Source organism: Rhodococcus sp. YH1 (genome assembly GCF_009939605.1).
Lineage (GTDB): Bacteria > Actinomycetota > Actinomycetes > Mycobacteriales > Mycobacteriaceae > Rhodococcus > Rhodococcus aetherivorans.
Genome location: NZ_WVTE01000284.1, coordinates 1 through 25,203, shown reverse-complemented (window position 1 = coordinate 25,203; position 25,203 = coordinate 1). Strand labels below are relative to the sequence as shown.

Here is a 25,203-nt window from a genome sequence, read left to right as displayed (position 1 = left end):
AACCCGGAAGCTAAGCCCTCCAGCGCCGATGGTACTGCACCCGACAGGGTGTGGGAGAGTAGGACACCGCCGAACACCCGTTACCGGAAGCCCCCCAACCTCGTTGGGGGGCTTCCGGCATTTCCGCATGTTCCGGTCCGGCTCCCTCTTGTCCGTGCTCCGGCACAGGCGAATCATTGAATCTACGGTGGTCGCGATTGCCGGCCGTCGGGTGACGCCGACGGTGGACGGCAACGGGTCGGCCACGGAAGCCGTTGGGTGCGGGCTTGTCCCGCACGTGGAGGCGATAGTGATGTTCATTCAGGTCTGGCAGGGGACGGTTCGCGACGAGCAGGGACTGAAGGCCTGCCTGCAGCGGTGGACGGACGAGCTGCGCCCGGGCGCAGTGGGCTATCTGGGTAGCACGTCGGGATTCAGCGACGACGGCACCTTCGTGTCGGTGGCGCGGTTCGAGTCGGAGGAGGCGGCCCGCCGCAACAGCGAACGTCCGGAGCAGGGCGCGTGGTGGGCCGAGGCCGAGCAGTGCTTCGACGGGGAGATCACCGTCCACGACTGCCGTGACGTCGAGGTGTGGATGGAAGGTGGCTCGGACACTGCAGGATTCGTACAGGTCATGGAGGGGCACTGCCCCGATCTCGGGCGGATGAAGAGTCTGCTCGCCGAGGGTCAGGACCGGGTGCATGAGCTGCGGCCCGAGATCATCGGCGGCACGCTCGCCACCTACGGTGACGACGGGTACGTCGAGACGGTGTACTTCTCGTCCGAGGAGGAGGCACGGGCCCACGAACGGATGGAGATTCCCGACGATCTGCGGCCGCTTCTGGAGGAGGAGATGCGCCTGCTCGGCGACGTGCACTACTACGACCTGCACGAGCCCATTCTCACCCCGAGCGGCAGGTGAGCCGGCTCAGCCGACAGTAGGGAAGCCCGGGCCGTGGTGGCACGGCCCGGACCGCCCCGCAGTGTCAACCGTTCCGCAGTGTCAGGGCCTCGGCCGGTGGGGCAGGGCCCGCGTGAGCCGCGGCGCCCAGCCGTGGGACGGCCAGCGCTTGAGTCCCAGCCGATCCGGCGTCAGACGGGTGTCGACGAAGAGCTTCTCGAGTTCGGGATCGGCGTCGCCGAGGAAGCGGTAGAGGATGGTGCCGCCGTTGTCCTCGGTGCGGGATGCCGCTTCCCAGCCGGTGGCCCGGTAGGCGCCGCGCACGATGTTGTCCGCCACCACCAGGATGGGCAGTCCGTCGACCCGGCGTGCCGCGGCTCCGGCCGGCCACGGACGGTCGGCGAGTCCTCGGACCTGTTCGGGGGAAGCCGATTTCGCATCCGTGATCCGCAGCACGACGCACGGGGTGGGCAGCTCGGGTGCGGCCTCCGCGGAGTACTGACGTATCAGCTCCTCGATGGGGTGGGCCACCCGGTCGGATTCCTCGGTCGCGCCGACGAGGTTGGTCAGCACGAGTTCGCCGTCGTGCGGTTCGAGCAGCCCCAGCACCGAGACCAGGGCCTGCGCGGTGAAGCCGGCGGCGTGGTCGGCGTCGACCGCCGGGGCCACCCGGTCGGCCACGACGTAGTGGCCCACGGAGTAGCCGGAGTCGTAGACGGCACGGATCCGGTGCACAGCCGCGTCGGCTTCGGGGGTGTGGGCGGGCGGGGCCTCGCCGCCGGCGGTGAGCTTGTGGTTTTCGCCGAGTGCCGTCCAGGTCAAGGCGAACAGGCGGTTTCCGCGGCCCTGTCCGACGTGCAGGACGGTGTGGTCGCGCGGATCGACGAGGGCGTACACATAGGCACCGAGCTGTTCGACGACCATCGCCGGCAGCGGGTCCGGGGTGGGGGTGCGGTCGTCGACGTCGGTGACGATCTCGCGCAGGACGGCGAGGCGCAAGGCGACCGGTACGGTGCCGGCGGAGCCGCCGAACAGTTCGCGGTTGGCGGCATCGACGGAGCCGAAGGCGCGTCCGGTGTGGCGGGCCAGGGCGGCGAGCGCACGAGTGAACTCGGCGAGGCGCTGACGAGGGTCCGCGGCGGTATCGGGCAGCTCGTTGCTGGTCAGGAACATCTGGATCTCGGGGGACTCCAGGAGGATCTGGGCGATGTTCTGAGGAACTGTCCACACGGTACGCATGAGGCGACTGTAGGCCAGTCTCTTGCGGGTAGCGGGTTGCGTGCTCAAACGCGCTGCACAACGCCGGTGGTCACCGCCCGGCAACCGCGTCTTGGTGCCGCGGACACGCGCCCGTGGTGTGACGATCGCCACGTTCACCGTAGTCGTCGGCTACACGAAGGGCACGATTCACGGCACCCCTGCTCCCTGGGGGTGGCTCGTCGCTTAACGTAGACACGTGAGCATCCCAGTCCCCGATGCCGCGCGGTCTGCGGCGAGCCCAGCATCGAACTGGCCCGCGATTCTGACGTGGCGGGCGTACGACGTTCCTCGGATGGAGTCGGTGCGTGTCCAACTGAGCGGCAGTCGCATCAAGGCGGCGGGTCGCATCGTCGGCGCGCAGTGCGCGGAGCACCCCGCGTTCAGCGCGTCGTACGACCTCGTGACCGACGAGAACGGTGTGACGCGCCGGTTGTCGGTGCGCACGACCGTGGCCGCCGGCGAGAGGCACATGTCGATCAGCCGGTCCGAGGAGGGCATCTGGATGGTCGACAACGGCACCCAGCACCAGCGTTCGGCGTTCGGCGGGGCACTCGACGTCGATGTCATCCTCAGCCCGTTCTTCAATGCGCTGCCGATCCGCCGCTACGGGCTGCAGTCCGGCGCGGACGAACTCGAGGTGCCGGTCGTCTACGTGAACCTGCTCGACCTCGGCATCGAGGAGGCCACCCTCGTCTACAGCAGCGCGGCCGACGGCATCCACGTCCTGTCCCCGGTCTCCAGTTCATCGGTGACGGTGGACGGCGACGGTTTCGTCGTGGACTACCCCGGTCTGGCGGGGCGGATCTAGGCCGGGCTGTTTCAGGAGAGGGCGCTGCCCTCGCAGTTTCAGGAGAGGGCGCTGCCCTCCACTGCCATCGCCAGTGCGAGGGCCGTGGACTCTCCGGGGTGACTGCCGTGCCCGCCGGTCCCGGTGGTCAATCCGATCACCTGTACGCCGATGGGAAAGTCCCCGCCGCCCGGCGCGGGAACCGACACCGCAGGTACGCCGAGCACGCTGAACGGGATGCACATCTGCAACAGCGGCCCCCGGAGCGCGGCGGGGTCGCTGTCGAGTGCGGCCGATCGCAGCGGGGTGGTGACGGTGATCAGGGCGTCGAGCCCGTCGTCGCGGCGTAGCCGGCGCAGGACGTCGCGGCGCAGCCGGGCGGCCGTTCGCACGGCCCGCACGTAGTCCGTCGCCGGACGGTCCCGCTGAGCCGCGAGCAGCGCCGCGGTGGCCGGCTGGTAGAGGTCCGGGTCGTTCTCGAACCAGCGCTGATGGGTTTCGTACGCCTCCGAGCCGGTGACGACGGGATACACGGCGAGCAGGTCGTCGGTCTCCGGCAGCGTCACGTCCCGTACCTCCGCACCGAGGTGGGCGAGCGTGCGGCAGGCGTCGTCGAGCGCGGACTCGAATGCGGCGTCGGGCACGTCCCAGAGGCCGCCGCGCAGCCGCCCGACCCGCAGACCCGAGACGGGCGTGCGCAGGTGTGCGATCCCGGGCAGCGCACCCCACGCCAGTCCGGCGTCGAGGACGTCGCGGGCGAGCAGGCCCACGTGGTCGAAGGTGGTGGACAGGGGGAACACCCCGTCGACCGGCAACGCGCCGCGGGTGGGCTTGAGGCCGACGACGCCGCACAGTGCCGCCGGGGTCCGCACACTGCATCCGGTGTCGGTGCCCAGCGCCAGCGGCACGATGCCCTTGGCGACGAGCGCCGCCGACCCCGAGGACGAGCCGCCGGTGATCCGGGTGGGATCGTGCGGGTGCCGGGCCGGTCCGGACGCGTTGACCAGGCCACTCGGCCCGTACGCGAACTCGTGCAGGTGCGTCTTGGCGACCACGACGGCGCCGGCCTCGCGGAGCCGCTCGACGATCCTGGCGTCCCGTGCGGCCGGCGGTGCGTCGGCGAGGACGTTGCTGCCGCACCGCGTCGGCATCCCGGCGACGTCGATGTTGTCCTTGACGGCGACGGCGACACCGTGCAGCGGGCCGATCCAGTTGCCGGCCGCGAGCTCGGCGTCGGCGCGAGCGGCGGACTCGAGGGCGGCGGCGTCGTTGCGAGCGGCCACGAGGTTCGACCACGGTGTGCCGTCGAGGGCGTCGAGGTCGGCCAGCACCTGCCGGACGTGGCCGGTGGCGGTCAGTTCGCCTTTCGCGAGTGCCGCCGTGGTGTCGCGCAGTGTCACCGCGTCCACACCTCGCCGCGGCGGCCGGACTCGCGCAGCCGGGCGATCCAGTCGGCATCGCCGGGGACGATGCCGGTGACGGGCCGCCGTGCGCGCTGCTCGAATCGTCGCCGGGCGGCGTGACCGGCGGCGGTCAGCTCGGCGGTGCTGCCGTCGGCGAGTCGCTCGCGGGCGAGGCGCAGCACCTCGAGGGTCTCGTCGAGGGTCGTGAGCAGCGCCGTGGCGTTGCCCTCGCACATCGCGTCGACCAGCGCGGGTGCCGTCCCGGCGACGCGGGTGCCGTCGCGGAACGAGCCGGCGGCCAGGCCCAGCGCCAGGTCGCCTCCGGCGGCCCCGGACAGCGCCAGTGCCTCGGCGAGCAGGTGCGGCAGGTGCGAGACGCGGGCGACCGCGGCGTCGTGCTCACCCGATTCGGCGGGCACGACGACGGAACCGCAGTCGAGGGCGAGATCGGCGACCTGCGTCCACACCACGGGGTCGGTGCCGTCGTCCACGGTGACCACCCACACCGCGTCGCGGAACAGTTCCGCGAATCCTGCCGACCAGCCGGACTCGGCGGTGCCGGCCATGGGATGGCCGCCGACGAAGCGGGCGGACAGCCCGTGGGCGGCGACAGCGGCGGCGACCTGCGACTTGACGCTGACCACGTCGGTCAGCGCGGCGTGCGGGGCGTGCTCGGCGACGGCGGCGAGCACCGCGTCCACCGCGGGCACGGGCACGGCGACGACGACGAGGGCGTCGGATTCCGCGGCGCGCCGCAGCGTGGCCGGCAGGTCGGTGGAGGCGTCGAATCCGTCGGCCCGCGCGGCCTCGACGGGCTCCGCCGACCGGTTGTATCCCCAGGCCTCGCGACCCGCGGCGACGGCCGCACGCAGCAACGATCCGCCGATCAGGCCGAGGCCGAGCACACACACGGGCGGGGTGGACGCGGAGGTGGGCACCCGAACAGGTTGGCACATCGCCCGCTGGACTTCATTCACGGGACTGCGCCGACTACCGTTGCGCCCATGGCTGCGCAGCGTGCGGGGAACAAGAGCCCTTCCGTGAGTTCGACTGAGGACCTCGACGGGTTCGGGGTCGCCGTGACGCGGGAGGACGGTCGCTGGAAGTGCAAGGCACTGTCGGCGGCGGTGTTGACGAGCCTCGAGGTGGCCGACCGGGAGCTGCGCGAGCTGCGCAGCACCGGCGCGATCTTCGGGTTGCTCAACGTGGACGACGAGTTCTTCGTCATCGTCCGGCCCGCCCCGTCGGGCACGCGTCTGCTGCTGTCCGACGCGACCATGGCCATCGACTACGACATCGCCGCCGACGTGCTCGACGCGTTGAACATCGAAATCCCGGATATCGACCCCGACGAGCTCGACGACATCGAGCCGTGGGAGGAGGGCGATCTGGGGATTCTCGCGGACTTGGGATTGCCGGAGCCGGTGCTGGCGGTGATCGCCGCCGAGTCCGATCTGTATCCGGACGAGCAGATCGAGGAGATCGCCCAGCGGCTGGGATTCGACGACGTCCTCGCCACGACGCTGGACAAGCTGCGCCCCTAGATGGGCCTGCGCGACGACGAGGCGATGATCCGGGCCGCGCTGGAGGCGGCCGCCGCGGCGCCGGCCGGCGACGTGCCGGTGGGTGCTGTGCTGTTCGATGCGGACGGGACCGAGCTGGCCCGTGCGGCGAATTCGCGGGAGGCCACGGGCGATCCGACGGCTCATGCGGAGGTGCTGGCGCTGCGCGCGGCGGCGAAGGTGCACGGCGACGGCTGGCGGCTCGAGGGCACGACGCTGGCCGTGACGCTGGAGCCGTGCACGATGTGTGCGGGCGCGCTGGTGCTGGCCAGGGTGCACCGCGTGGTATTCGGGGCATGGGAGCCCAAGACGGGTGCGGTCGGGTCGCTGTGGGACGTGGTGCGTGATCGTCGGCTCACCCACCGCCCACAGGTGCGCGGCGGCGTGCTCGAGGACGAATGCGCGGCGGTGCTCGAGGACTTCTTCCGGGCCCAGCGTCTCGCCGAACGCCGGTGACCTGCGGATTTCAACTCCGGGACCGAATCCGGTAAAGTCGTGGGCGGTGGCGTGTCCGAGCGGCCTAAGGAGCACGCCTCGAAAGCGTGTGACGGGTAACCCCCGTCCGAGGGTTCAAATCCCTCCGCCACCGCCAAGAACGGCCCCGATCCGATTGACCGGATCGGGGCCGTTTTCGTTCGTCGAATGCGCAGGTCCAGTCGCTTCACCCGGCGTGTCGTGACGACAACTGCGCACTCGCGACGGTGGTCGGTCGCTGCGGCGCCCAGCCGGGCGGGCCGAACGCGTAGCCGAGCTTGTCGCGCCACCTCGTGGCGGCCCGCCAGTCGCGGGCGATGGCCTGGTACTCGTGCGTCTGCAGCCGCCAGATGTTGTAGGTGCCGACGGGCTTGGTGAGTCCGTACGTGGGGCGGTGGGTCTCGCGGCGGAAGGTACCGAACAGGCGGTCCCACAGGATCAGGATGCCGCCGTAGTTGCGGTCGAGGTATTCGGGGTCGCACCCGTGGTGCACACGATGGTGTGACGGGGTGTTGAACACGAACTCGACGGGCCGGGGCAGCGTGCCCACCCGCTCGGTGTGCACGAAGAACTGGTACACGAGCGAGACGGAGAATCCGACGAACACCATCCACGGCGGGATGCCGAGGAAGGGCAGCGGCAGCCACATGAGGATCTCGCCGCTGTTGTTCCATTTCTGGCGCAGGGCCGTGGCGAAGTTGAAGTACTCGCTCGAGTGGTGTGCCTGGTGGGTGGCCCACACGAGCCGCACCCGGTGCGCTGTCCGGTGGTACCAGTAGTAGAGCAGGTCGATGCCGAGGATCAGGATCGCCCACGTGTACCAGGCGTCCGCCGGTAGGTGCCACGGTGCGAGGTACACCCAGATCGCCGAGTAGCCGACGAGGGCCAGCACCTTCCAGGCGGCGCTGGTGCCGATGGAGACCAATCCCATGGAGATGCTCGTGCGCGCGTCGATGGCCTCGTAGCCGCCGCGCGGCGGACGGGTGTGCCCGTCGTCGCCGGGTTCGACGTGCTCGAGCGTGCGGGCGGCGGCCCATTCGAGGGCGAGGAAGAGCAGGAACGCCGGGATGGCCAACGCGACGGGGTCGTGCAGGGGCTCGAGCAGCGACGCCCAGGACGCCGTCAGGGTCTCCCACATTCGGTCCTCCGGGAGTGATGTGAACAGGCGTCCAATCTACCGGAATGTGGTGACGGTCACTACGGCGGGCGAGGGGCCGCCGAGCGGTCACTGCGGGAGCGGCCGCCCGTCCGGACGCAGGCCGGCGAGGTAGATCGCGATCATCCGGGGCACGAGGGCGGGCACGACGTCGTCGACGAACCGCACGTGGGGGCGGGTCAGCCGGGCCACCGCCATGATCACCTCGATCGGCTGGACGTCGTCGCGGACGAGGCCGGCCTGCTGTGCGGCGTGGACGAGCTCGGTGACGCGCGCCTTGGTGCCCTCCCGGATCTCGAGGACGTCGTCGGGCAGTTCCCGGTAGCTCTCGACGATGAGAGCCGGGATCAGGGCGCCGAGCCGCAGCCGGACGGCGGTGTCGACGAATTCGGCCCAGGCACGTTCGGGGTCCGACGTCATCGCGGCGAGGGCGCGATCCGCCGCCGCGCCCGCCTCGTCGAGGGTGCGACGGGCCACGGCGTGCGCGAGATCGTCGCGGGTGGGGAAGTTGCGGTAGAGGGTGGCGATGCCGACGCCGGCGCGCTCGGCGATGGCATCGAGGGGGGCGTCGTGCCCGCGTTCGGCGAGCACGTCGCGGGCCGCGAGGATCAGGGCCTCGCGGCGGCGGGCGGCATCGGCGCGCATGGGATCTCCTGTGTTCGGCGGGTTGACACCCCGCTCCTACCGGAGGAATATACTCCACATAAACGGAGAACAATCCTCCACTTCAAGGAGCCGTCATGGTTGCCCCGACCTCCTCCCCGGACACCTCCACGGCGCGGCACGCCCCGCCGGACGCGGTACGCGTCGCCGGCGTCGTGCTCGCGCTCACCGCCGTCATCGCCCTGATGCTGTTCGCATTCGCCGCGCCCGCCGTGAACAGCGGCCCGCACGCGCTGAAGATCGGCATCGCCGGGCCGGACCAGGCCGTCGCCCAGATCGAGGCCGGCCTCTCCGGTGCCCGGCCCGGTGCGTTCGCGCCGCAGCGGTACGCCGACGCGGAGGCGCTGCGCAGCGCCATCGAGCACCGCGAGGTCGTCGGTGGCCTCGCCGTCGGGCCGGACGGGCCCGCGATGTATGTCGCCGGGGCCGGCGGCGCCCCCGTCGCTCAGGTTCTCACCGCCACGGCCACCGGCCTGTCGGAGGCCGTCGGCCGACCCGTTCCCGTGCGCGACGTCGTGCCGCTGCCGGCCGACGACCCGGCGGGGGCCGGCCTGAACTCGCTGGCCCTGCCGCTGGTCCTGGGCGGTCTGGTGCCCGCGATCGCCCTCGTCCGGCTGTTCCCCCGGCGGGTCGGCCTGCGCGTGTTCGGCGCGGTCGGCTTCGCGGTGCTCGCGGGGCTGACCCTCACTGCCGTCCTGCAGTTCGGGTTCGGCAGCCTGACCGGGAACTACTGGGCCACCGCCGGAGCGCTCACGCTGGGCCTGGCCGCCGTCTCGCTGCCACTGCTCGGCCTCGAGTCGCTCTTCGGGCTGCCCGGTTTCGGTGCCGGGGCGGTCCTGATGATGTTCGTCGGCAACCCGCTGTCGGGCTTCGCGACCACCGCAGCGTGGCTGCCGCAGGGGTGGGGCACCTTCGGTCAGCTGCTGCCACCCGGCGCCGCCAGCACGCTGGTCCGTTCGGTGGCCTTCTTCGACGGGCACGGCGGCGGGACGGCGGTGCTGGTGCTGAGCGCATGGGTCGTCGCCGGGCTCGCACTGTGCGCGGCGTCGGCACGTCGTCGCACCGTCGTCGCATGACCGCAGTTGCACCGTCGTCGCATGACCGCAGTCGCACCGCCGCATGACCGCAGTCGCACCGCCGCATGACCGCAGTCGCACCGCCGCATGACCGCGGCCGCGTCGCGCGCTTTCCCTCCGGTTTGGTAGGAATCGTGTGTCCGCCGGCGCCCGGCGGCCAGGCGCGAACCGAGGAGTGCGACGTGCATATCACCGCCCGGGTGGACTATGCCGTGCGCACCCTGCTCGAACTCGCGGCGGCCGGCGAGGCGCCCGCTAAGGCGGAGGGCTTGGCCCGGGCGCAGCGCATCCCGCACAAGTTCCTCGAGGCGGTCCTCGGGGATCTGCGCCGCGGCGGACTGGTGCACAGCCGTCGCGGCCCCGAAGGGGGGTACTGGCTGGCCCGCCCGGCCGACGAGATCTCCATCGCGGACATCATTCGCACCGTGGAAGGCCCGCTCGCGTCGGTGCGCGGCGAGCGGCCCGAGGATGTGGTCTACACCGGCCCCGCCGAACGCCTGCGCGACGTATGGATCGCGGTGCGGGTGAATCTGCGGGCCGTCCTCGAGGAGGTCACCCTCGCCGACGTCGTCGCGGACGATCTTCCGCGGTTCGTGGCCGACCTGACCGCCGATCCGGGCGCCTGGGAGCGCCGGCGCACGTGAGCGCTGCCACAACGCCCGGGGCGGTGTGGGCAAACGCATATTCTTGCAGTTCTCTGCAAATTTGCAGGGCTCTGCAAGATGCGTACCGTGGAAGACGTGACCAATCCGCCCGGACTGCGTGACCGCAAGAAGGCCGCCACGCGGGCAGCGCTCGTTGCCGCCGCGGCCGACCTTGCCCGCGCCAAGGGCATCGACGGCGTCACCGCCGACGCCATCGCCGCGAAGGCGGGCGTGTCCACCCGCACCTTCCACAACTACTTCGCGAGCAAGGAGGAGGCCTTCCTCGCGCATCTCGAGGGGTTGGTGCACTCCTGGGTCGGGCGCCTGCACTCACGGCCCGCCGGGGAACCCGTATGGGACTCCATGGAAGCCGTCGCCCGGCAGATCGTTTCGGAGCCGGACGGCGACTTCGTCGAGCTGTGTTCGACCATGGAACTCGTCGATCAGAGCCCGGCACTGCTGGCGCGCCGCGTCGAGATGGAAGTGCGCGCCTCGCAACTGCTCGTCGAGGCCATCGCCGAGCGCACCGGCACCGATCCCCGGGTCGACCTGTACCCGAGCCTGGTCCGCTACGCCGCGGTCTCGGCCATGAAGTCGGCAGTCGAACTGTGGCTCGCCGGCACTTCGGGGGCGGCTTCCCCCGAGGAACTCGTCCGTGCCGCCTTCGGGCAGCTGCGGCAAGGCCTTTCCTAAGACACCTGCACGACACATCCGGAAGACGAGGTTCCCCGTGGCGACCTATCTCTATCGGATCGGCAAGTTCGCCTATCGGCGAAAAGGCACGGTCCTCTCCCTCTGGCTGGCGATCCTCGTCCTCTTCGGCGTGGGTGCGGCCACCCTGTCCGGGCCGACAACGGACTCGTTCTCCATCCCCGGCACTCCCGCGCAGCAGACGCAGGACCTGCTCGCCGAACGGTTCCCGAACGCCGCGGACCCGATGAACGCGCTCAGCGCGCGCTACGTGTTCGCCGCCCCCGACGGCGGGACCCTCGACGAACCACAGAACCTCGCGGCGATGAACGAGGTGCTGGCGGCGATCCGCGGGATCGACAAGGTGACCGCCGCCGCCAAGATCGATCCGGCCGTCGCCACCCCCGAGCAGCAGGCCGCCGTCCTCGTCGACCCCGTCACCGCGAACGCCGGTCTCGTCGAACAGATGAAGGCCGCCGCCGAGCAACAGGGCAAGCCGGAGGAGACCGCGCTCGCCGACGCGGCCGCGCTGTCGCCACTGAGCCCGGACCGCACCGTCGGATTCGTCACCGTCCCGTTCGAGGGCGGCTTCGGCGACGTCGACGACACGATGCGCGAGCAGATCGCCGCGGCCGCGGAGATCGGCCGGGACGCGGGCCTGAACGTCCAGGTCAGCGGCACCGCCGCCGCGGAGGCCGAGATGCCCGGCGGCGTCACCGAACTCATCGGCATCGGCATCGCCGCCGTCGTCCTCGCCATCACCTTCGGCTCGCTCGTCGCCGCGGGCCTGCCCCTGATCACCGCCATCATCGGCATCGCCATCGGCAGCCTCGGCATCACCATCGCCACCGGTTTCGCCGACCTGAGCTCGATGACCCCGACGCTGGCGATCATGATCGGTCTCGCCGTCGCGATCGACTACTCGCTGTTCATCGTCTCCCGGTTCCGGCACGAGATCACCGTCACCGCCGACCGTGCCGAGGCGGCCGGACGTGCCGTGGGCACCGCCGGCTCCGCCGTCGTGTTCGCCGGCCTGACCGTGATCATCGCCCTGATGGCCCTCAGCGTGGTGGGGATCCCGTTCCTGTCCGCCATGGGCTACGCGGCCGCATTCACGGTGTTCATCGCCGTGCTCATCGCGATCACCCTGCTGCCGGCGATCCTCGGCCTGTTCGGCCGCAAGGCGTTCGCCGGCCGCATCCCGGGCCTGAAGGACCACGACCCGGAGGCCGACACCGACAGGCCGAGCGCCGCCCAGCGCTACATCCGCTGGGCCACCGGCAAGCCGCTGATCCCGCTCGTCGCCGGCGTGCTGCTGCTCGGCATCCTCGCGCTGCCCGGCGCGAACCTGCAGCTCGCCCTGCCCACCGAGGCCACCGGCGACCCGAAGACCAGCGCCCGTCAGGCCTACGACCTCGTGAACGAGGCGTTCGGTCCCGGCCGCAACGGCCCGCTGCTCGTCGTCGCCGACGCCCGCGAGGCCACCGTCGCGCCGCAGCAGGCGTTCGGGGAGGTCGTGCAGCGCCTGTACGAGCAGGACGAGGTGGTCAACGCCCAGATCGTGGCCGTCAACCAGGCCGGTGACACCGCGCAGATCATGGTCACCCCCCGGTCGGGCCCCAGCGAGCCGGCGACGATGGACCTCGTGTCGAGCATCCGCGACCAGGAGGCCCAGCTGCACGACGAGATCGGCGTCTCCTACGGCATCACCGGACAGACCGCCCTCGAAGGCGACGTGTCCGAGACCCTGCAGAGCGCGCTCGTCCCGTACCTCGCGGTGGTCGTCGGACTCGCGTTCATCCTGCTGATGCTCGTGTTCCGGTCGATCCTGGTGCCGCTGACCGCGACCCTCGGATTCCTGCTCAGCGTCCTGGCGACGTTCGGCGCGACCGTCGCGGTCTTCCAGGAGGGCTGGGGCGGGCTGGTCTCCAACCCGCAGCCGATCGTCAGCTTCATGCCGATCTTCCTCATCGGCGTGGTGTTCGGCCTGGCGATGGACTACCAGGTCTTCCTGGTGACCCGCATGCGGGAGGAGTTCGTCCACGGCGCGTCCGCGAAGGAGGCCGTGCGGATCGGATTCGCCCACGGTGCCCGGGTGGTCACCGCGGCGGCGGTCATCATGATCTCGGTGTTCGCCGCCTTCATCGCCGAGCCGAACTCGTTCATCAAGTCGATCGGCTTCGCGCTCGCCGCCGCCGTGTTCTTCGACGCGTTCGTCGTGCGCATGGTGATCATCCCCGCGGTGATGGCGCTGCTCGGCGACAAGGCCTGGTGGCTGCCGACGTGGCTGGACCGCATCCTGCCGAACGTGGACGTCGAGGGCGAGAAGCTCCGCCGCGAGCTGACCGTCCCCGAGCCCAGCCGCGAGCCGGCGCACACATGACCGGACCCGGGCGCCTTTTCCGTTCCCTCGCGGGCGGAAAAGGTGCCGGGAACCGGGCCGCTGCACCGGTAGCGTGGTGATCATGCTGGTCCGGTTGCTCCCGCGGTTCCTGCGCCCTCACCGGGGGGCGCTGATCGCGGTGGTGCTGCTGCAGATGGTGGCCACCGGCACCATGCTGATCCTGCCGGCGCTCAACGCCGACCTGATCGACTACGGCGTCGCCCGCGGCGACATCGGGTACATCCTCACCACCGGCGCGGTGATGCTGGCGATCAGCTCGGTGCAGATCGGCTGCTCGATCGGTTCGGTGTACTTCGCGGCGCGCACCGCCATGGCCGTCGGCCGCGACGTGCGGCTCGCCGTGCTCCGGCGCGTCGGCGGATTCTCCGCCCGCGAGTTCGGCCGGTTCGGCGCGCCGTCGCTCATCACCCGCAACACCAACGACGTGCAGCAGGTGCAGATGCTCGTGCTGATGAGCTGCACCATCGTGGTGATGGCCCCGATCATGGGTATCGGTGGCATCGTCATGGCGCTGCGCGAGGACGCCGGCACGTCGCTGGTGCTCGTCGCTGCCGTTCCCGTCCTCGCGGTCACCATGTTCGTCCTGATCGCGAGGATGGTGCCCGCCTTCCGGGTGATGCAGGTGCGCATCGACGCCGTCAACCGGGTACTGCGCGAACAGATCACCGGCATCCGCGTGGTGCGGGCGTTCGTGCGCGAGCGCACCGAACGGGACCGGTTCGAGGTCGCCAACGTGGAACTGACCGACACGGCCCTGCACGTCGGCCGCATCAACGCCCTGCTGTTCCCGCTCGTGATGCTCATCGCCAACGCCACGAGCGTGGCCGTGCTGTGGTTCGGCGGCCACCGGATCGACACCGGTGACATGCAGGTCGGATCCCTCACCGCGCTGCTGAGCTACATCATGCAGATCCTCATGGCGGTGATGATGACGTCGTTCGTGGCGATGATGGCGCCGCGCGCGGCGGTGTGTGCCGAGCGGATCCTCGACGTGCTCGACACCGAATCGTCGCTGCCGGCGCCGGCTCGGCCCGTCCGCACCCTCGCCACCCCCGTGACCCTCGAGCTGCGGGGTGCGGCCTTCGCGTATCCCGGCGCCGACGCGCCCGTCCTGCGCGACGTGACGTTCCGGGCCGAGCCCGGCAGCACGACCGCCGTGATCGGCGGTACCGGCTCCGGCAAGACGACCCTGCTGCGGCTGATCCCGCGGCTGATCGACGTCACCGCCGGCTCGGTCCTGGTGGGCGGCACCGATGTGCGTGACCTGGACCCGCAGGTGCTGCGCGCGGCGATCGGTCTCGTGCCGCAGCGGGCCTACCTGTTCTCCGGCACCGTCGCCGACAATCTGCGGTACGGCCGCGCCGACGCGACCGACGACGAGCTCTGGCACGCCCTCGAGGTTGCACAGGCCGCGGACTTCGTCCGGGCGATGCCGGAGGGGCTGAACACCCTCGTCGCCCAGGGCGGCACCACGGTCTCGGGCGGGCAGCGCCAGCGCCTGGCCATCGCCCGGGCTCTGGTCCGCCGGCCGTCGATCTACCTGTTCGACGATGCGTTCTCGGCCCTGGACCAGGCCACCGACGCGCGGCTGCGGGAGGCACTGTTCCCGGAGACCCGCGATGCGTGCGTTGTGGTCGTCGCGCAACGGGTGTCCACGGTGCTCGACGCCGACCGCATCGTCGTACTCGACGGCGGGGCCGTCGTCGGCTCGGGCACGCATCTGGAACTGCTCGCGAGCTGCCCGACCTACACCGAGATCGTCGAGTCGCAGCGCATGGTGACCGCATGACCGAGCGCAAGGAGGCGGGGCCGCGGCTCGGGGGTGTGGACCCGGGCGCGCCGGAGAACCGGGCACGGCAGAAGTGGCCGGCCACCAAACGGCTCGTCGGCCTGTTGCGGCCGCACCGGTGGGCCGCGGCCGTGGTGCTCGTCCTGGCCGTGCTCGGGGTGGTGGCGTCCTCGGTGGCGCCCCGCATTCTCGGCCACGCCACCGACCTGATCTTCAGCGGGGTGATCGGCCGTCAGCTGCCCGCCGGGCTATCCAAGGAACAGGCGGTCGAGGCGCTGCGGGCGCAGGGACGCGACCAGTTCGCGGAGATGGTGTCGGCCATGTCGCTCGTGCCGGGCGCGGGCATCGACTTCGCCGCCCTCGGCCGCACCCTCGTGTTCGTGCTCGCGCTGTACCTGCTGTCGTCGGGCCTGATCTGGCTGGCGGCGTACGGGCTCAACGAGATCGTGCAGCGCGTCATCCGCGATCTGCGATCCCGGGTGGAACGCAAGGTGCACGCGCTGCCGTTGCGCTATTTCGACTCCCATTCCCGCGGTGATCTGCTCAGCCGCGTCACCAACGACATCGACAACATCTCGCAGGGCTTGCAGCAGTCGATCAGCCAGCTGGTGCTGTCGGTGCTCACCCTGCTCGGGCTCGTCGTGATGATGGTGTGGATCTCGCCGCTGCTCGCGCTCGTCGCGATCCTCATGGTGCCGGCGTCGGTGGTGGTGACCGCGGTGGTGGCGAAGCGGTCCAAACGGCACTTCGTGACCCAGTGGAAGGCCACCGGCAACCTCAACGGCCAGATCGAGGAGGCCTTCACCGGCCACGAACTCGTCACCGCCTTCGGCCGGACCGCCGAGGTCGAGCGTCGCTTCACCGAGACCAACGACGAATTGTTCCGGGCCGGGTTCCGCGCCCAGTTCGTCTCCGGTCTGGTGATGCCGCTGGTGATGTTCATGAGCAACCTCAGCTACGTCGCGATCGCCGTGCTCGGCGGGCTGCGGGTCGCGTCGGGCACCGTCAGCCTCGGCGAGGTGCAGGCCCTGATCCAGTACTCGCGGCAGCTCGGTCAGCCGCTCGGCCAGATCGGCGCGATGGTCAACCTGCTGCAGTCCGCGGCGGCGTCCGCCGAGCGGGTGTTCGAGATCCTCGACGAACCCGAACAGGAGCCCGACTCGCCTGCCCCCGTCACCCCGTGGGGGCGGCACGGCCTGGTCGAGTTCGAGGACGTCTCGTTCTCGTACCTGCTGGAGCGACCGCTGATCGAGCATCTCGACCTGCGCGTCGAGCCGGGGCAGATGGTCGCGATCGTCGGGCCCACCGGCGCGGGCAAGACCACCCTGGTGAACCTGATCCTGCGCTTCTACGAACTGGATTCGGGACGAATCCTCGTCGACGGCGTGGACATCACGACCATGAGCCGCGACGAGCTGCGCTCGCGTATCGGGATGGTGCTGCAGGACACCTGGCTCTTCGGGGGCACCATCCGCGACAACATCGCCTACGGCAGGCCGGACGCCACCGAGGACCAGATCCTCGAGGCCGCCCGCATCAGCTACGTCGACCGGTTCGTGCGTTCCCTGCCCGACGGCTACGACACCGTGATCGACGAGGACGCCGGCAACATCAGCGCGGGGGAGCGGCAGCTGATCACCACGGCCCGCGCCTTCCTCGCGCAGCCGTCCATCCTGATCCTCGACGAGGCCACCAGCTCGGTCGACACCCGCACCGAGCTGCTCGTGCAGCACGCGACGGCGGTGCTGCGCCGGGACCGCACCAGTTTCGTGATCGCGCACCGGCTGTCGACCATCCGCGACGCGGACCGGATCGTGGTGATGGAGCACGGGCGCATCGTGGAACAGGGCACGCACGACGAGCTCCTGGAGGCCGGCGGCGCCTACTTCCGGTTGTACGACGCGCAGTTCCGCGCCCTCGTGGAATGACCGCCAGGCGAGGCGGACGCCGGCAGGATAGTCGCGCCGGTCGTGGATCCGCCCACGCAATTGCAGGAGCGGATTCCGAAGCGGCGAGCGAATTTCCGACGAGGCGGGCGGATCGGAGGTCAGGCATGTCGCGTGGTCATGGCCGGTGTCCTTCCGTCCGCGACGATTCGCCGCGGCTGCGCGGCGCGTCGACGGCGCGGGGGTGCTCGGCGACGGCCAGCCGGCGGGCCCGTACCAGCGCGACCGCGAACGCCGGGACGGCGAGCACGAACAGCGGCAGGCTCGCGCCGGTGGTGGGCTCGAACAGCACGAGCAGCAGCGGCAGCGCGAAGCCCAGGTAGGTGCCGACGTAGAAGACGCCGGTCAGCGTCCCGCGCGAGGTCTTCGGCGCGAGCGACTCCAGGTCGAGCAGGCCCTCGCGCAGGCACAGCCCGTAGGCCACCCCGAGCACGGGTGCCGCGACGGGCAGCAGCCACAGCGGCGGGTGCGCCCCGCCGGCGCCGACGAGGAGGAACCCGAGTCCGGCGAGGACGGCGCCGGCCGTCCCGGCCTGCGGGCCCCACTCCCGCCGACGGGCCACGGCCTGCACGACGATCCCGGAGCCCAGGGCGAGCAGCGCCGCGGCCCCGGTCAGCGCCGGTCCCGCGTACGCGCTCGCGACCCGGGCCGGAAACGTCACGAAAGCGACTGTGACGCAGGCGAACACCCAGGGTGCCAGCGGCAGTGACCAGGACAGCGCACCGGCCACCGACCGTCCGTGTCCCGGCACGACCGGCTGCAGGTCCGCCGCCGCGTAGTGGGCCGGCCGGCTCCACACCGTCGCGGCGGTGACGGCCGCGGCCGACAACGCGGCCGAGAGCATGAACGGCAGGGACAGCGGCCGGGGGCCGAACTCGGCGAGCAGACCGGACACGAAAGGCCCCAGGGCGAATCCGGAGCTGAGCGCGACGCCGGCGAGCACCGTGCCGACCTTCCCGCGCAGGTCGGTGGCCCAGGCCGTGCCCGCACCGATGGCCAGGCCCGCGCCGATGCCCACGACGAGGCGGCCCGCGACGAGTCCGGCGGCGTCGTGCCGGACGAGCAGCAGCACGGTGCCGACGAGGGCGATCGTCGCACCGGGGAGGACGACCGCCGCACGGCCGGTCCGGTCCGAGAGTGCGCCGCCGCCGACGAGACCGGGCAGCAGCCCGAGCGCATAGATGCCGAACACCCCGTCGAGCAGCGCGCGCGAGAGGCCTTCGTGCTCGCGCAGGACGGGGATCATCGCGGCGAAGTGGTTCGCCGCCCACCCGGTGGTGACGAGGACGGCCAGCACGCCGGCCAGGGCCCGGCTCAGCTGTCGTGCCGGTGCAGGTGCTGCTGTGGTCATCGTTCGTCCTCTCGCCGGGGCCGGACCCGTCACGCTAACCGACCGGCCGCTCGGGACGCACCGGTGGATGCTCCGAGGGATGTCGAGCGGCTGCGGTCAGGGCCCGATGCTCGAACGTGTGAACGTGTGAACGTGTGAACGTGTGAACGTGTGCACTGCACAGGACGTGGTAGATCTCGACTCTCCGCCGAGCGAGTCGCGCACCATCGGAATGTCATGGGCGTCGAGCGCGAGCAGCTCGGGGGAACGGTGACGATCAGCAGGGCCGCGCCGGATCGAGGGCGCGGATCAGGAAGCTGAGCTGGTCACGCAGCATCCGTTGTTGCCAAGGACCGTCGTAGACGTCGAAGTGATCGACGGGGTACTCGCACAACAGTGCAGTGGCCCCTGCCCTCTTCGCGGTCCTGCGCGCGGCGACGGGCGGTGCGACACGGTCGTGTGTGCCCACCTGCACAAGGATTGGGCAGCCAAGGCGGCCGGCAGCGGTGATGGGCCGGTTCACGGCCACCTCCAGTGCTGTGCGCGCGCAGATTTCGTTGCGCCACGTCGGTCCGGCGATCGAGGTGTAGGCCTCCTCGGCGCCGGAGGCGCTGATGATCGCCACCTTTCCCGGCCGCGCCACCACCGGGATGTGGTGCGGCCGGCGTCCGGTAATCCGGCGAGCGAGGTCGCGCAACCCGTGGCCGGTGGTGCGCACCAGTTGACCGGCTCCGGCGTAGCGGGCGATCTGCATCGCGGCTGCCAGTCCGTCGGTCGCGGGGGTCATCGATACGATTGCCGCGACGCGCCTGTCCTGCGCGGCGACTGCGACGACATGACCACCGGAGTACGACGTTCCCCACAACGCGATTCGATCGGCGTCCACGCCGGGCAGGTGACGGGCGGCGGCGATCGCCGCGTGATAGTCCTGGCGCTGACGCCGGAAGGAAACATCCTGGCGCGGTGTTCCTTCCGAGGCGCCGAAGCCGCGGTAGTCGAAGACCAATACGTCGATGCCGCTGTCGGCGAACCCGTCGGCATAGCCGATCAGGCCGGTGTCTCGGGTGCCGCCGAAGCCGTGTGCCATCACCACACACGGCCGGCCGGCCGTGCCGGCCAGCACGGCGGAGGTAGCCGGAACATGCCAGGCGGCGCAGGCGACGCCGTGGCTGGGGAAGGTCAGGTCCTTCTTCATCGGTCGCTCCGTTCCTACGACGCGACGGCAGCCGTGCGGCTGGGCGCGAACTCGAGCGCCGGATCCTCGACCGGCCCGCGACGCAGCCGCTCGACGTCCTTCTCGTAGGCCATCTGTACCGTCCACGGGCCGCTGGTGCCGCCGCGCGGGAACTTCGCGACGGCCCGCTGGACATATCCCGAGCTCATCTCGACCACGGGGACACGGTCCATGTGCGGATCGTCGAGCACTGGTTCGACGGTGCCGTAGCCGTGGCTGTCCATGTAGTCGAGCAGTCGGCAGAAGTGCTCGCACACCAAGTCCACCTTGAGGGTCCAGGAGATGTTCGTGTAGCCCAGCGCGAACACGAGATTCGGCACACCGGACAACATCATCGCCTTGTAGACCGTGGTGTCGGGCAGGTTCACGCGCCGCCCGTCCACGCTCAGTGCGATCTTGCCGAACGGTGTCATGTTGAGTCCGGTCGCCGTGACGACGATGTCGGCGGCCAACTCCTGACCCGATTCCAGCAGAATCCCCTCCTCGGTGAACCGCTTGATCCGGTCGGTCACCACCGAGGCCTGCCCGGCGGATATCGCCTTGAACAGATCCCCGTCGGGGACCATGCACAGGCGCTGGTCCCATGGGTTGTAACGCGGGGTGAAGTGGGTGTCTACGTCGAAGCTCTTCGGCAGCTGCCGGCGCACATCGGCGATCAACAGCTTGCGCATGAGCTTGGGCGCGCGCTGGCAGGCCTTGTAGATCCCGCGGTTGAGCATGATGTTCTTGCGCCGGACGATCCGGTGCGCTCGGGTGGGACCGACCACCTTGTTCAGGGTGTTCGCGATCGCGTCCTCGGCCGGTATCGAGAACACGTAGCTCGGCGAGCGCTGCAGCATCGTGACATGACCGGCCTTGCCGGCCATCGACGGGATCAGCGTCACGGCGGTCGCGCCGGAGCCGATGACCACCACGCGCTTGCCGGCGTAGTCGAGGTCCTCGGGCCAGTGCTGCGGGTGGATCAGCCGGCCCGCGAACTCCTCCACACCCTCGATGTCGGGCGTGAAGCCTTCCTCGTAGTCGTAGTAGCCGGTGCCCAGGAACAGGAATCGCGCGGTGAAGTGCACGTGCTCGGCGCTGCCGGACGATTGCGCGGTGACGGTCCAGTATCCGTCCGCCGAGGAGAACTCTGCGCCGATAACCCGGTAGCCGAAACGAATGTGCTGGTCGAGACGGTTCTCGGTGACGGTCTGCCTCAGGTAATCCATGATGATGTGCCCGTCTGCGATCGACTTCCGATGCGTCCACGGCTTGAACCCGTAGCCGAAACTCGGCATGTCCGAGTCCGAGCGAATGCCCGGGTAGCGGAACAGGCTCCACGTGCCGCCGATCGAATCCCGGCCCTCCAGGACTGCGAACGTCGTACCGGGACGGCGTGTCTGGAGGTGATACGCCGCGCCGATGCCGGAAATGCCGGCGCCGACGATCAAGACGTCGAAATGCGTGCTTGCCGTATGGCGACCGGTCGGCTCGGTGGTCGTCGGGATGCTCATGGTCGGTCTCCTCGAGCGGTGCGCTGGGGCGTGACGGCGTTCACAGTAGGACCGCAACGGCACCCGTCGACATGTATGCCGGCACACTATTCGCAGCTATATGTGTGCTGTGGCACACTTGGTACGTGCTCCGTGAGCCAGTGGCACCCGAAGTTGTTTCCCTCGTCGGTGACGTCGCCGAATTGATGCTGCGTGAACTCGATCAGCTCGTCGCCGAGATGGACGCCGCCGAGGTGGCGGTGGTCCCGATGCTGGGCGCGGACGCGGCGATCGTCGCGGAGATGTCGGCGAGCAACCGCGCCAATGCCGCGCGCCTGCTGACCACCCTCGCTCGGCGTGACGTCGGAGGCGCGCCGATCGACGTGCCGCCCGAAGCCCTCGACGTCGTCCGCACCGTCGTGCGCCGCGGCATCGACCTCGAGGTGATCTACCAGGCCTACCGCCGGGGCCAGAACGTCGCCTGGCAGCGGTTTCTGGCTCATGCCGGACGGATCGTCCCGCCGGGGCCACAGTTCGTGGAGTTGTTGGAGGTCACCTCGCAGCTGATGTTCGATTACGTCGACCATGTCGTGAGCCGTGTCATCGCCGACGCCCAGCGGGAACGCGAGGAGGTGCTCGGCGGCGCGCTGGCCCGCCGCGCCGAGACCGTGCACCTGATCCTCGACGGCGCCCCGATCGACCCCCGCCGAGCCGGCGAACGCCTCGGATACCAGCTCGCTCGCCGCCACACCGCACTCGTCCTGTGGGCCGAACCGGCGGGCGGGACGCAGGGGGCACTGGAGTCTGCCGCGACGCTGCTGGCCCAGGCCGCCGGCGCCCGCACGCCCCTCACACTGCCCGCGGGCACCTCGACGCTGTGGGCGTGGTTGGGCACCGAATCCGAACCCGCGCTCGGCACACTGCGCGGAGAAATCACCAAGGCGCAGTCGAACATTCGGGTCGCCGTCGGCCCCACCCGAGCGGGCATCACCGGCTTCCGCCGATCACACGACGCCGCGCTGGCCATTCAGCGCCTGGTCAGCGGGCAACGCGACGGCGACCGCGTCGCGCTCTACCGCGAGCTCGAGGTCGCCACGTTGGCCGCTCGCGACCTGGACCGGGCGGCCGAATTCGTCGCCACAACACTGGGCCCGCTCGCTGCGGACACACCCAGCGCGGCTCGTCTCCGCCAGACATTGCGGGTGTTCCTCGAGGAAGCCGAGAACGCCCCTCGCGCCGCCGCACGCCTGCACACCCACCGCAACACCATCCTGCAGCGTGTCGGCCGCGCAACCGAACTGCTCGGCCACCGCCCCGGCGAGCGCAGGCTTCCCGTCGAGCTCGCGCTGGAGTTGGCTCACCACATCGGGCCGCGAGTCCTGGCCCGTGACTGAGGGACAACGCCCGCGGTCGGTGGGCAGGGACCGGTCTTGACGCCCGGCGGGTTCCCGCCTCCGTCCGCAGTGCTCGCGTCGGGCCGGTAGGGGCGCAGCGTCACGTCGCACTCGCCCGTATCGGGTGCTGGCAGCCAGTTGGATCACTCGCCCATCCTCACTGTCAGCGCAGCACCTCCCGGGCGGTCCGCCGGACGGCGTCGGTGAGCGCGTCGAGCACCGGCGACTCGAGCCGCCACCGCTGCCAGTACAGCGGTACGTCGAGCGGATCGTCCGAGTCGAGGAAGACGAGTCCTTCGGTGTCGGTGAGCATCGGTTCCGGCAGCATGCCCCAGCCGAGGCCGAGCCGTGCGGCCTCGACGAACTCGGCGGCGCCGGGCACGTAGTGCCGGGGCGGGTCGAGCCGGCGCCGGGTGCGGCGCCGCAGGAACCGGTCCTGCAGGTCGTCCTTGCGGTCGAAGCTCAGCATCGGGGCCTGCCGCAGCGACTCGGCGCCCGCGCCGCCGGGAAACCAGCGGTCCGCGAAGTCGACGCTCGCCATCGCGTGATACCGCATGGCGCCGAGCTTTTCGGAGACGCACCCCTGCACCGGCTCGGGCACCGACGTCACGGCGGCCATCGCGGTGCCGTCCCGCAGGCGCGCGGGGGCGTGGTACTCGTCCTCGCGGTGCAGTTCGAACAGCGCGCGATGACGCTCGGGCATGCGGGCCAGGGCGCGCAGCATCCACGTCGACATCGAGTCGGCGTTGACGACGAGGGGAACCGACACGTACTCGTCCCGGCCGGCGGTCAGCCCGAGCGCCTCGGCGGTGTCCTGCTCGAGCCGCGCCACCTGCCGTGCCAGCCGCATCACCGCCTCGCCCGCGGCGGTCGCGGACACCGGACGGGTGCGCCGCACCAGGACCCGGCCGGCCTGCTGCTCGAGGGCCTTGATCCGCTGGCTCACCGCGGAGGGGGTGACGCGCAGGACGGCGGCCGCGCCGTCGAAGGTGCCCTCGTCCAGCACCGCGGCGAAGGTCCGCAGCTGCGCGAAGTCCAGATCCATATGAAGCAACTCTAACGGTACTGAAGAAAAATCAACTGTTCTTCATCGAGGGCGGTTCCTAGCGTGGGTGTCATGCACCTCGTCGCCGTCGGATTCCTCACCGGCCTGTCGCTCATCGTCGCGATCGGCGCGCAGAACGCCTTCGTGCTGCGCCTGGCGATCGCGCGACGCCACGTGCTGCCGGTGATCGCGGTGTGCGCGCTCTCCGACGCGGTTCTCATCGCCGCCGGCATCGCCGGCATCGCCACCGTGCTCGACCGGGTGCCCGGCGCGCTCGGGGTGATCCGCTGGGCGGGGGCGGCGTTCCTCGTGGGCTACGGCGTGCTCGCGGCGAGGCGGGCGCTGCGCCCGTCGGCCCTGACCGCCGCGGCGGGCGGCTCCCTCACCGTCGGCGCAGCCCTGGCCACCTGCCTGGCGTTGACCTGGCTCAACCCGCACGTCTACCTCGACACCGTGCTCATGCTCGGCTCCGTCGCCAACCACCACGGTGACCCGGGGCGCTGGTGGTTCGGCGCCGGCGCGGTCCTGGCCAGCGTCGTGTGGTTCCTCGGGCTCGGCTACGGGGCCCGCCTGCTGCGCGGAGTATTCGCGAAACCCGCGTCGTGGCGCGTGCTCGACGGCGGCATCGCCGTGCTCATGGTCGGGCTCGGCGTCGGCATGGTGGCGGGCTGACGCCGGGCCCGCGTCAGCCCTTGACCAGGGCGAACCGGCGGCCGCTGATCTCGCTCGCGGTGACCTCGACGAAGTTGTACTTCGGGGTGGGCACCCAGGCCTGCAGCCCCAGCTCCTCGGCCTCCTGGATCTCGTTGTAGTGCACGAGATTCCGGGCCCGTCCGTGCAGCACCACGCTCCAGGCCCGGTCCTGCTCCACGTGGTCGGCCTCGAAGGCGACCTCCGCGTGCACCGTCAGCTCGACCAGCTTGCTGCCCTCGGCGGTACGGAAGTACAGCTTCCTGTCCCGCACGGCGTAGTTGATCGGGAAGACGTCCGGCCGCCCGCCCGAGACCACCACGAGCCGGCCGATCCGCTCGGTGCCGAGCAGCTCCCAGCTCTCGTCGTCGTTCAGGACGACGACGGGGTTGTCGACGTTCGGCTCACTCATGGTTCCTCCGATCCGGCGGCGTCCGCCTCGATATCACCGCCTCCAGCACATCACGAATCCGCGCCCGGCACAGGCGGATCGTCCATCGAATCGCGCGGTGTCCGTCACATCGATAGCGTGGGAGCCGCCCGACCTCACCCCACCGAGGAGCGTGCGAGATGACCCTGGCCACCACGTGGCACACCCGCGACGCCGACGACGTCGCGGCGGCACTCGACGTCGACCCCGCGGCCGGGCTGCCCTCCGACGTCGTCGAGGAGCGCCGGCGTGAGCACGGGCCCAACGCCCTCGCCGAAACGGCAGCCGTACCCGGCTGGCGCAAGGTGCTCGCCCTGCTCGCCGACCGGATGACCCTCGTCCTCGTCGTCGCCGCCGTGGTCAGCGCCGTGGTCTCGCGCGAATGGGAGACCCCCGTCGTCATCCTCGCCGTCATCACCCTCAACACCGTCCTGAACTACGTGCAGGAGCGCCGGGCCGAGAACAGCCTGCAGGCGCTGCGACAGATGGCGGTCGACACCGCCCGCGTCCGCCGCGACGGCCGTGAACAGCACCTGCCGCGCACCGAACTCGTGCCCGGCGACGTCGTGCTGCTCGAGGCCGGCGACTCCGTGCCCGCCGACGGCCGGGTCGTCGGGGCCGCGCGGCTGCAGGTCGCCGAGTCCGCGCTCACCGGCGAGTCCCAGCCCGTCGACAAGACCGTCGAACCCGTCGTCGACGAGCAGGGTGGCGATCGCGCCGATCTCGGTCTGCATCCCGGTGGCCGTGACCACCATCGTGCCCCGCCCGCGGGTGACGTCGGTGTTCATGAACAGCATGTCGGCACGGTCGCCCAGCGGGGCCTGCTCGTCGACGACGGGTTCGACGGTCTTGTCGACGGGCTGGGACTCGCCGG

General features: G+C 70.8%; 22 protein-coding genes, 1 tRNA gene, 1 rRNA gene and 2 pseudogenes. 15 read left to right on the top strand and 11 right to left on the bottom strand.

The features are described 5' to 3' along the window. A 5S ribosomal RNA gene (gene rrf, locus AIIKEEIJ_RS34385) occupies nucleotides 1–75 on the top strand; the annotation flags it as partial. Between the two features lie 217 nt (nucleotides 76–292). Next, complete coding sequence (locus AIIKEEIJ_RS29825; protein ID WP_029547057.1) at nucleotides 293–901, top strand: hypothetical protein; 609 nt, start codon at nucleotides 293–295, stop codon at nucleotides 899–901. A gap of 81 nt (nucleotides 902–982) precedes the next feature. On the opposite strand, the gene AIIKEEIJ_RS29820 is transcribed toward AIIKEEIJ_RS29825, so the two are convergent. Then, nucleotides 983–2,119, bottom strand: coding sequence for a GIY-YIG nuclease family protein (locus tag AIIKEEIJ_RS29820; protein ID WP_006944466.1), 1,137 nt, complete (start codon nucleotides 2,117–2,119; stop codon nucleotides 983–985). A gap of 217 nt (nucleotides 2,120–2,336) precedes the next feature. Here AIIKEEIJ_RS29820 and AIIKEEIJ_RS29815 point away from each other — a divergent pair, with 217 nt between their 5' ends. After that, nucleotides 2,337–2,948 carry a putative glycolipid-binding domain-containing protein gene (locus AIIKEEIJ_RS29815; protein ID WP_072633992.1) on the top strand — a complete coding sequence of 204 codons (612 nt, stop codon included), beginning with the start codon at nucleotides 2,337–2,339 and terminating at the stop codon, nucleotides 2,946–2,948. 38 nt (nucleotides 2,949–2,986) lie between these two features. Here the strand turns inward: AIIKEEIJ_RS29815 and AIIKEEIJ_RS29810 are convergent, their stop codons facing one another. Together AIIKEEIJ_RS29810 and AIIKEEIJ_RS29805 are read right to left on the bottom strand one after the other, a co-directional pair. Next, on the bottom strand, nucleotides 2,987–4,336 hold the full coding sequence (locus AIIKEEIJ_RS29810; RefSeq protein ID WP_065923170.1) for an amidase: 1,350 nt from the start codon (nucleotides 4,334–4,336) through the stop codon (nucleotides 2,987–2,989). Continuing rightward, nucleotides 4,324–5,286 carry a prephenate dehydrogenase gene (locus tag AIIKEEIJ_RS29805; protein ID WP_202917780.1) on the bottom strand — a complete coding sequence of 321 codons (963 nt, stop codon included), beginning with the start codon at nucleotides 5,284–5,286 and terminating at the stop codon, nucleotides 4,324–4,326. Before AIIKEEIJ_RS29805 ends, AIIKEEIJ_RS29810 begins: the two co-directional genes overlap by 13 nt. A gap of 48 nt (nucleotides 5,287–5,334) precedes the next feature. On the opposite strand from AIIKEEIJ_RS29805, the gene AIIKEEIJ_RS29800 reads away from it, so the two are divergent. The 3 genes from AIIKEEIJ_RS29800 (at nucleotide 5,335) to AIIKEEIJ_RS29790 (ending at nucleotide 6,484) form a co-directional block, all read left to right on the top strand. Then, entirely contained in the window at nucleotides 5,335–5,874 is a 540-nt protein-coding gene (locus tag AIIKEEIJ_RS29800) for a tRNA adenosine deaminase-associated protein (protein ID WP_029547061.1), read from the top strand. Beyond that, a complete protein-coding gene (locus AIIKEEIJ_RS29795; RefSeq protein ID WP_006944474.1) occupies nucleotides 5,875–6,348 on the top strand; it encodes a nucleoside deaminase in 474 nt (157 codons plus the stop codon). A 45-nt stretch (nucleotides 6,349–6,393) separates the two neighbouring features. Continuing rightward, nucleotides 6,394–6,484 (top strand) — tRNA-Ser (locus AIIKEEIJ_RS29790). 69 nt (nucleotides 6,485–6,553) lie between these two features. Here AIIKEEIJ_RS29790 and AIIKEEIJ_RS29785 read toward each other — a convergent pair. Together AIIKEEIJ_RS29785 and AIIKEEIJ_RS29780 are read right to left on the bottom strand one after the other, a co-directional pair. Further along, complete coding sequence (locus tag AIIKEEIJ_RS29785; protein ID WP_029547063.1) at nucleotides 6,554–7,504, bottom strand: sterol desaturase family protein; 951 nt, start codon at nucleotides 7,502–7,504, stop codon at nucleotides 6,554–6,556. 87 nt (nucleotides 7,505–7,591) lie between these two features. Then, nucleotides 7,592–8,167 carry a TetR/AcrR family transcriptional regulator gene (locus tag AIIKEEIJ_RS29780; RefSeq protein WP_006944476.1) on the bottom strand — a complete coding sequence of 192 codons (576 nt, stop codon included), beginning with the start codon at nucleotides 8,165–8,167 and terminating at the stop codon, nucleotides 7,592–7,594. A gap of 95 nt (nucleotides 8,168–8,262) precedes the next feature. Between AIIKEEIJ_RS29780 and AIIKEEIJ_RS29775 the strand changes: the two genes are divergently transcribed. From AIIKEEIJ_RS29775 to AIIKEEIJ_RS29750, 6 genes are all read left to right on the top strand, one after another. Then, entirely contained in the window at nucleotides 8,263–9,261 is a 999-nt protein-coding gene (locus AIIKEEIJ_RS29775; protein WP_161997188.1) for an ABC transporter permease, read from the top strand. Between the two features lie 182 nt (nucleotides 9,262–9,443). Beyond that, nucleotides 9,444–9,905, top strand: a complete 462-nt coding sequence (locus AIIKEEIJ_RS29770; RefSeq protein WP_029547065.1) for an RrF2 family transcriptional regulator — start codon at nucleotides 9,444–9,446, stop codon at nucleotides 9,903–9,905. A gap of 78 nt (nucleotides 9,906–9,983) precedes the next feature. Continuing rightward, nucleotides 9,984–10,598, top strand: coding sequence for an acyl-CoA-like ligand-binding transcription factor (locus AIIKEEIJ_RS29765; RefSeq protein WP_161997187.1), 615 nt, complete (start codon nucleotides 9,984–9,986; stop codon nucleotides 10,596–10,598). Between the two features lie 37 nt (nucleotides 10,599–10,635). After that, the gene (locus AIIKEEIJ_RS29760) at nucleotides 10,636–12,978 is read left to right on the top strand and encodes an MMPL family transporter (RefSeq protein ID WP_029547067.1); all 2,343 of its coding nucleotides are present in this window, start codon (nucleotides 10,636–10,638) and stop codon (nucleotides 12,976–12,978) included. Nucleotides 12,979–13,060: 82 nt separating this feature from the next. After that, nucleotides 13,061–14,788, top strand: a complete 1,728-nt coding sequence (locus tag AIIKEEIJ_RS29755; protein WP_161997186.1) for an ABC transporter transmembrane domain-containing protein — start codon at nucleotides 13,061–13,063, stop codon at nucleotides 14,786–14,788. Continuing rightward, entirely contained in the window at nucleotides 14,785–16,716 is a 1,932-nt protein-coding gene (locus AIIKEEIJ_RS29750) for an ABC transporter transmembrane domain-containing protein (RefSeq protein WP_161997185.1), read from the top strand. The genes AIIKEEIJ_RS29755 and AIIKEEIJ_RS29750 overlap by 4 nt, the downstream gene beginning before the upstream one ends. Before the next feature lie 136 nt (nucleotides 16,717–16,852). Here the strand turns inward: AIIKEEIJ_RS29750 and AIIKEEIJ_RS29745 are convergent, their stop codons facing one another. The 3 genes from AIIKEEIJ_RS29745 to AIIKEEIJ_RS29735 all read right to left on the bottom strand — a co-directional run bounded on the left by AIIKEEIJ_RS29745 (nucleotide 16,853) and on the right by AIIKEEIJ_RS29735 (nucleotide 20,791). Then, nucleotides 16,853–18,085 (bottom strand): MFS transporter, encoded by a 1,233-nt coding sequence (locus tag AIIKEEIJ_RS29745; protein ID WP_161997184.1) that lies wholly within the window; start codon nucleotides 18,083–18,085, stop codon nucleotides 16,853–16,855. A gap of 256 nt (nucleotides 18,086–18,341) precedes the next feature. Next, a complete protein-coding gene (locus tag AIIKEEIJ_RS29740) occupies nucleotides 18,342–19,259 on the bottom strand; it encodes an alpha/beta fold hydrolase (protein ID WP_161997183.1) in 918 nt (305 codons plus the stop codon). Between the two features lie 14 nt (nucleotides 19,260–19,273). Further along, nucleotides 19,274–20,791, bottom strand: coding sequence for a flavin-containing monooxygenase (locus AIIKEEIJ_RS29735; protein WP_006946415.1), 1,518 nt, complete (start codon nucleotides 20,789–20,791; stop codon nucleotides 19,274–19,276). Nucleotides 20,792–20,976: 185 nt separating this feature from the next. Between AIIKEEIJ_RS29735 and AIIKEEIJ_RS29730 the strand changes: the two genes are divergently transcribed. Next, on the top strand, nucleotides 20,977–22,164 hold the full coding sequence (locus AIIKEEIJ_RS29730; protein WP_161997190.1) for a helix-turn-helix domain-containing protein: 1,188 nt from the start codon (nucleotides 20,977–20,979) through the stop codon (nucleotides 22,162–22,164). Nucleotides 22,165–22,327: 163 nt separating this feature from the next. Here the strand turns inward: AIIKEEIJ_RS29730 and AIIKEEIJ_RS29725 are convergent, their stop codons facing one another. After that, nucleotides 22,328–23,209: a LysR family transcriptional regulator ArgP gene (locus AIIKEEIJ_RS29725; protein ID WP_050034400.1), complete on the bottom strand. Its 882-nt coding sequence runs from the start codon at nucleotides 23,207–23,209 to the stop codon at nucleotides 22,328–22,330. A gap of 72 nt (nucleotides 23,210–23,281) precedes the next feature. On the opposite strand from AIIKEEIJ_RS29725, the gene AIIKEEIJ_RS29720 reads away from it, so the two are divergent. After that, complete coding sequence (locus AIIKEEIJ_RS29720; protein WP_029547076.1) at nucleotides 23,282–23,881, top strand: LysE/ArgO family amino acid transporter; 600 nt, start codon at nucleotides 23,282–23,284, stop codon at nucleotides 23,879–23,881. A 13-nt stretch (nucleotides 23,882–23,894) separates the two neighbouring features. Here AIIKEEIJ_RS29720 and AIIKEEIJ_RS29715 read toward each other — a convergent pair whose 3' ends face one another. Continuing rightward, nucleotides 23,895–24,311: a pyridoxamine 5'-phosphate oxidase family protein gene (locus AIIKEEIJ_RS29715; RefSeq protein ID WP_006946406.1), complete on the bottom strand. Its 417-nt coding sequence runs from the start codon at nucleotides 24,309–24,311 to the stop codon at nucleotides 23,895–23,897. A gap of 158 nt (nucleotides 24,312–24,469) precedes the next feature. Here AIIKEEIJ_RS29715 and AIIKEEIJ_RS29710 point away from each other — a divergent pair. Then, a pseudogene (locus AIIKEEIJ_RS29710) lies at nucleotides 24,470–25,054 on the top strand (HAD-IC family P-type ATPase); the annotation flags it as partial. 33 nt (nucleotides 25,055–25,087) lie between these two features. Here AIIKEEIJ_RS29710 and AIIKEEIJ_RS33400 read toward each other — a convergent pair. Beyond that, a pseudogene (locus tag AIIKEEIJ_RS33400) lies at nucleotides 25,088–25,144 on the bottom strand (hypothetical protein); the annotation flags it as partial. Between the last annotated feature and the right edge of the window lie 59 nt (nucleotides 25,145–25,203).

Excerpts from the sequence above, each read along its gene's own strand:
- AIIKEEIJ_RS29825 (WP_029547057.1), top strand. The coding sequence starts at position 293 with ATGTTCATTCAGGTCTGGCAGGGGACGGTTCGCGACGAGCAGGGACTG.
- AIIKEEIJ_RS29820 (WP_006944466.1), bottom strand. The coding sequence starts at position 2,119 with ATGCGTACCGTGTGGACAGTTCCTCAGAACATCGCCCAGATCCTCCTG.
- AIIKEEIJ_RS29805 (WP_202917780.1), bottom strand. The coding sequence starts at position 5,286 with ATGTGCCAACCTGTTCGGGTGCCCACCTCCGCGTCCACCCCGCCCGTG.
- AIIKEEIJ_RS29800 (WP_029547061.1), top strand. The coding sequence starts at position 5,335 with ATGGCTGCGCAGCGTGCGGGGAACAAGAGCCCTTCCGTGAGTTCGACT.
- AIIKEEIJ_RS29795 (WP_006944474.1), top strand. The coding sequence starts at position 5,875 with ATGGGCCTGCGCGACGACGAGGCGATGATCCGGGCCGCGCTGGAGGCG.
- AIIKEEIJ_RS29785 (WP_029547063.1), bottom strand. The coding sequence starts at position 7,504 with ATGTGGGAGACCCTGACGGCGTCCTGGGCGTCGCTGCTCGAGCCCCTG.
- AIIKEEIJ_RS29780 (WP_006944476.1), bottom strand. The coding sequence starts at position 8,167 with ATGCGCGCCGATGCCGCCCGCCGCCGCGAGGCCCTGATCCTCGCGGCC.
- AIIKEEIJ_RS29775 (WP_161997188.1), top strand. The coding sequence starts at position 8,263 with ATGGTTGCCCCGACCTCCTCCCCGGACACCTCCACGGCGCGGCACGCC.
- AIIKEEIJ_RS29765 (WP_161997187.1), top strand. The coding sequence starts at position 9,984 with ATGCGTACCGTGGAAGACGTGACCAATCCGCCCGGACTGCGTGACCGC.
- AIIKEEIJ_RS29755 (WP_161997186.1), top strand. The coding sequence starts at position 13,061 with ATGCTGGTCCGGTTGCTCCCGCGGTTCCTGCGCCCTCACCGGGGGGCG.
- AIIKEEIJ_RS29750 (WP_161997185.1), top strand. The coding sequence starts at position 14,785 with ATGACCGAGCGCAAGGAGGCGGGGCCGCGGCTCGGGGGTGTGGACCCG.
- AIIKEEIJ_RS29745 (WP_161997184.1), bottom strand. The coding sequence starts at position 18,085 with ATGACCACAGCAGCACCTGCACCGGCACGACAGCTGAGCCGGGCCCTG.
- AIIKEEIJ_RS29740 (WP_161997183.1), bottom strand. The coding sequence starts at position 19,259 with ATGAAGAAGGACCTGACCTTCCCCAGCCACGGCGTCGCCTGCGCCGCC.
- AIIKEEIJ_RS29735 (WP_006946415.1), bottom strand. The coding sequence starts at position 20,791 with ATGAGCATCCCGACGACCACCGAGCCGACCGGTCGCCATACGGCAAGC.
- AIIKEEIJ_RS29730 (WP_161997190.1), top strand. The coding sequence starts at position 20,977 with ATGCTGCGTGAACTCGATCAGCTCGTCGCCGAGATGGACGCCGCCGAG.
- AIIKEEIJ_RS29725 (WP_050034400.1), bottom strand. The coding sequence starts at position 23,209 with ATGGATCTGGACTTCGCGCAGCTGCGGACCTTCGCCGCGGTGCTGGAC.
- AIIKEEIJ_RS29720 (WP_029547076.1), top strand. The coding sequence starts at position 23,282 with ATGCACCTCGTCGCCGTCGGATTCCTCACCGGCCTGTCGCTCATCGTC.
- AIIKEEIJ_RS29715 (WP_006946406.1), bottom strand. The coding sequence starts at position 24,311 with ATGAGTGAGCCGAACGTCGACAACCCCGTCGTCGTCCTGAACGACGAC.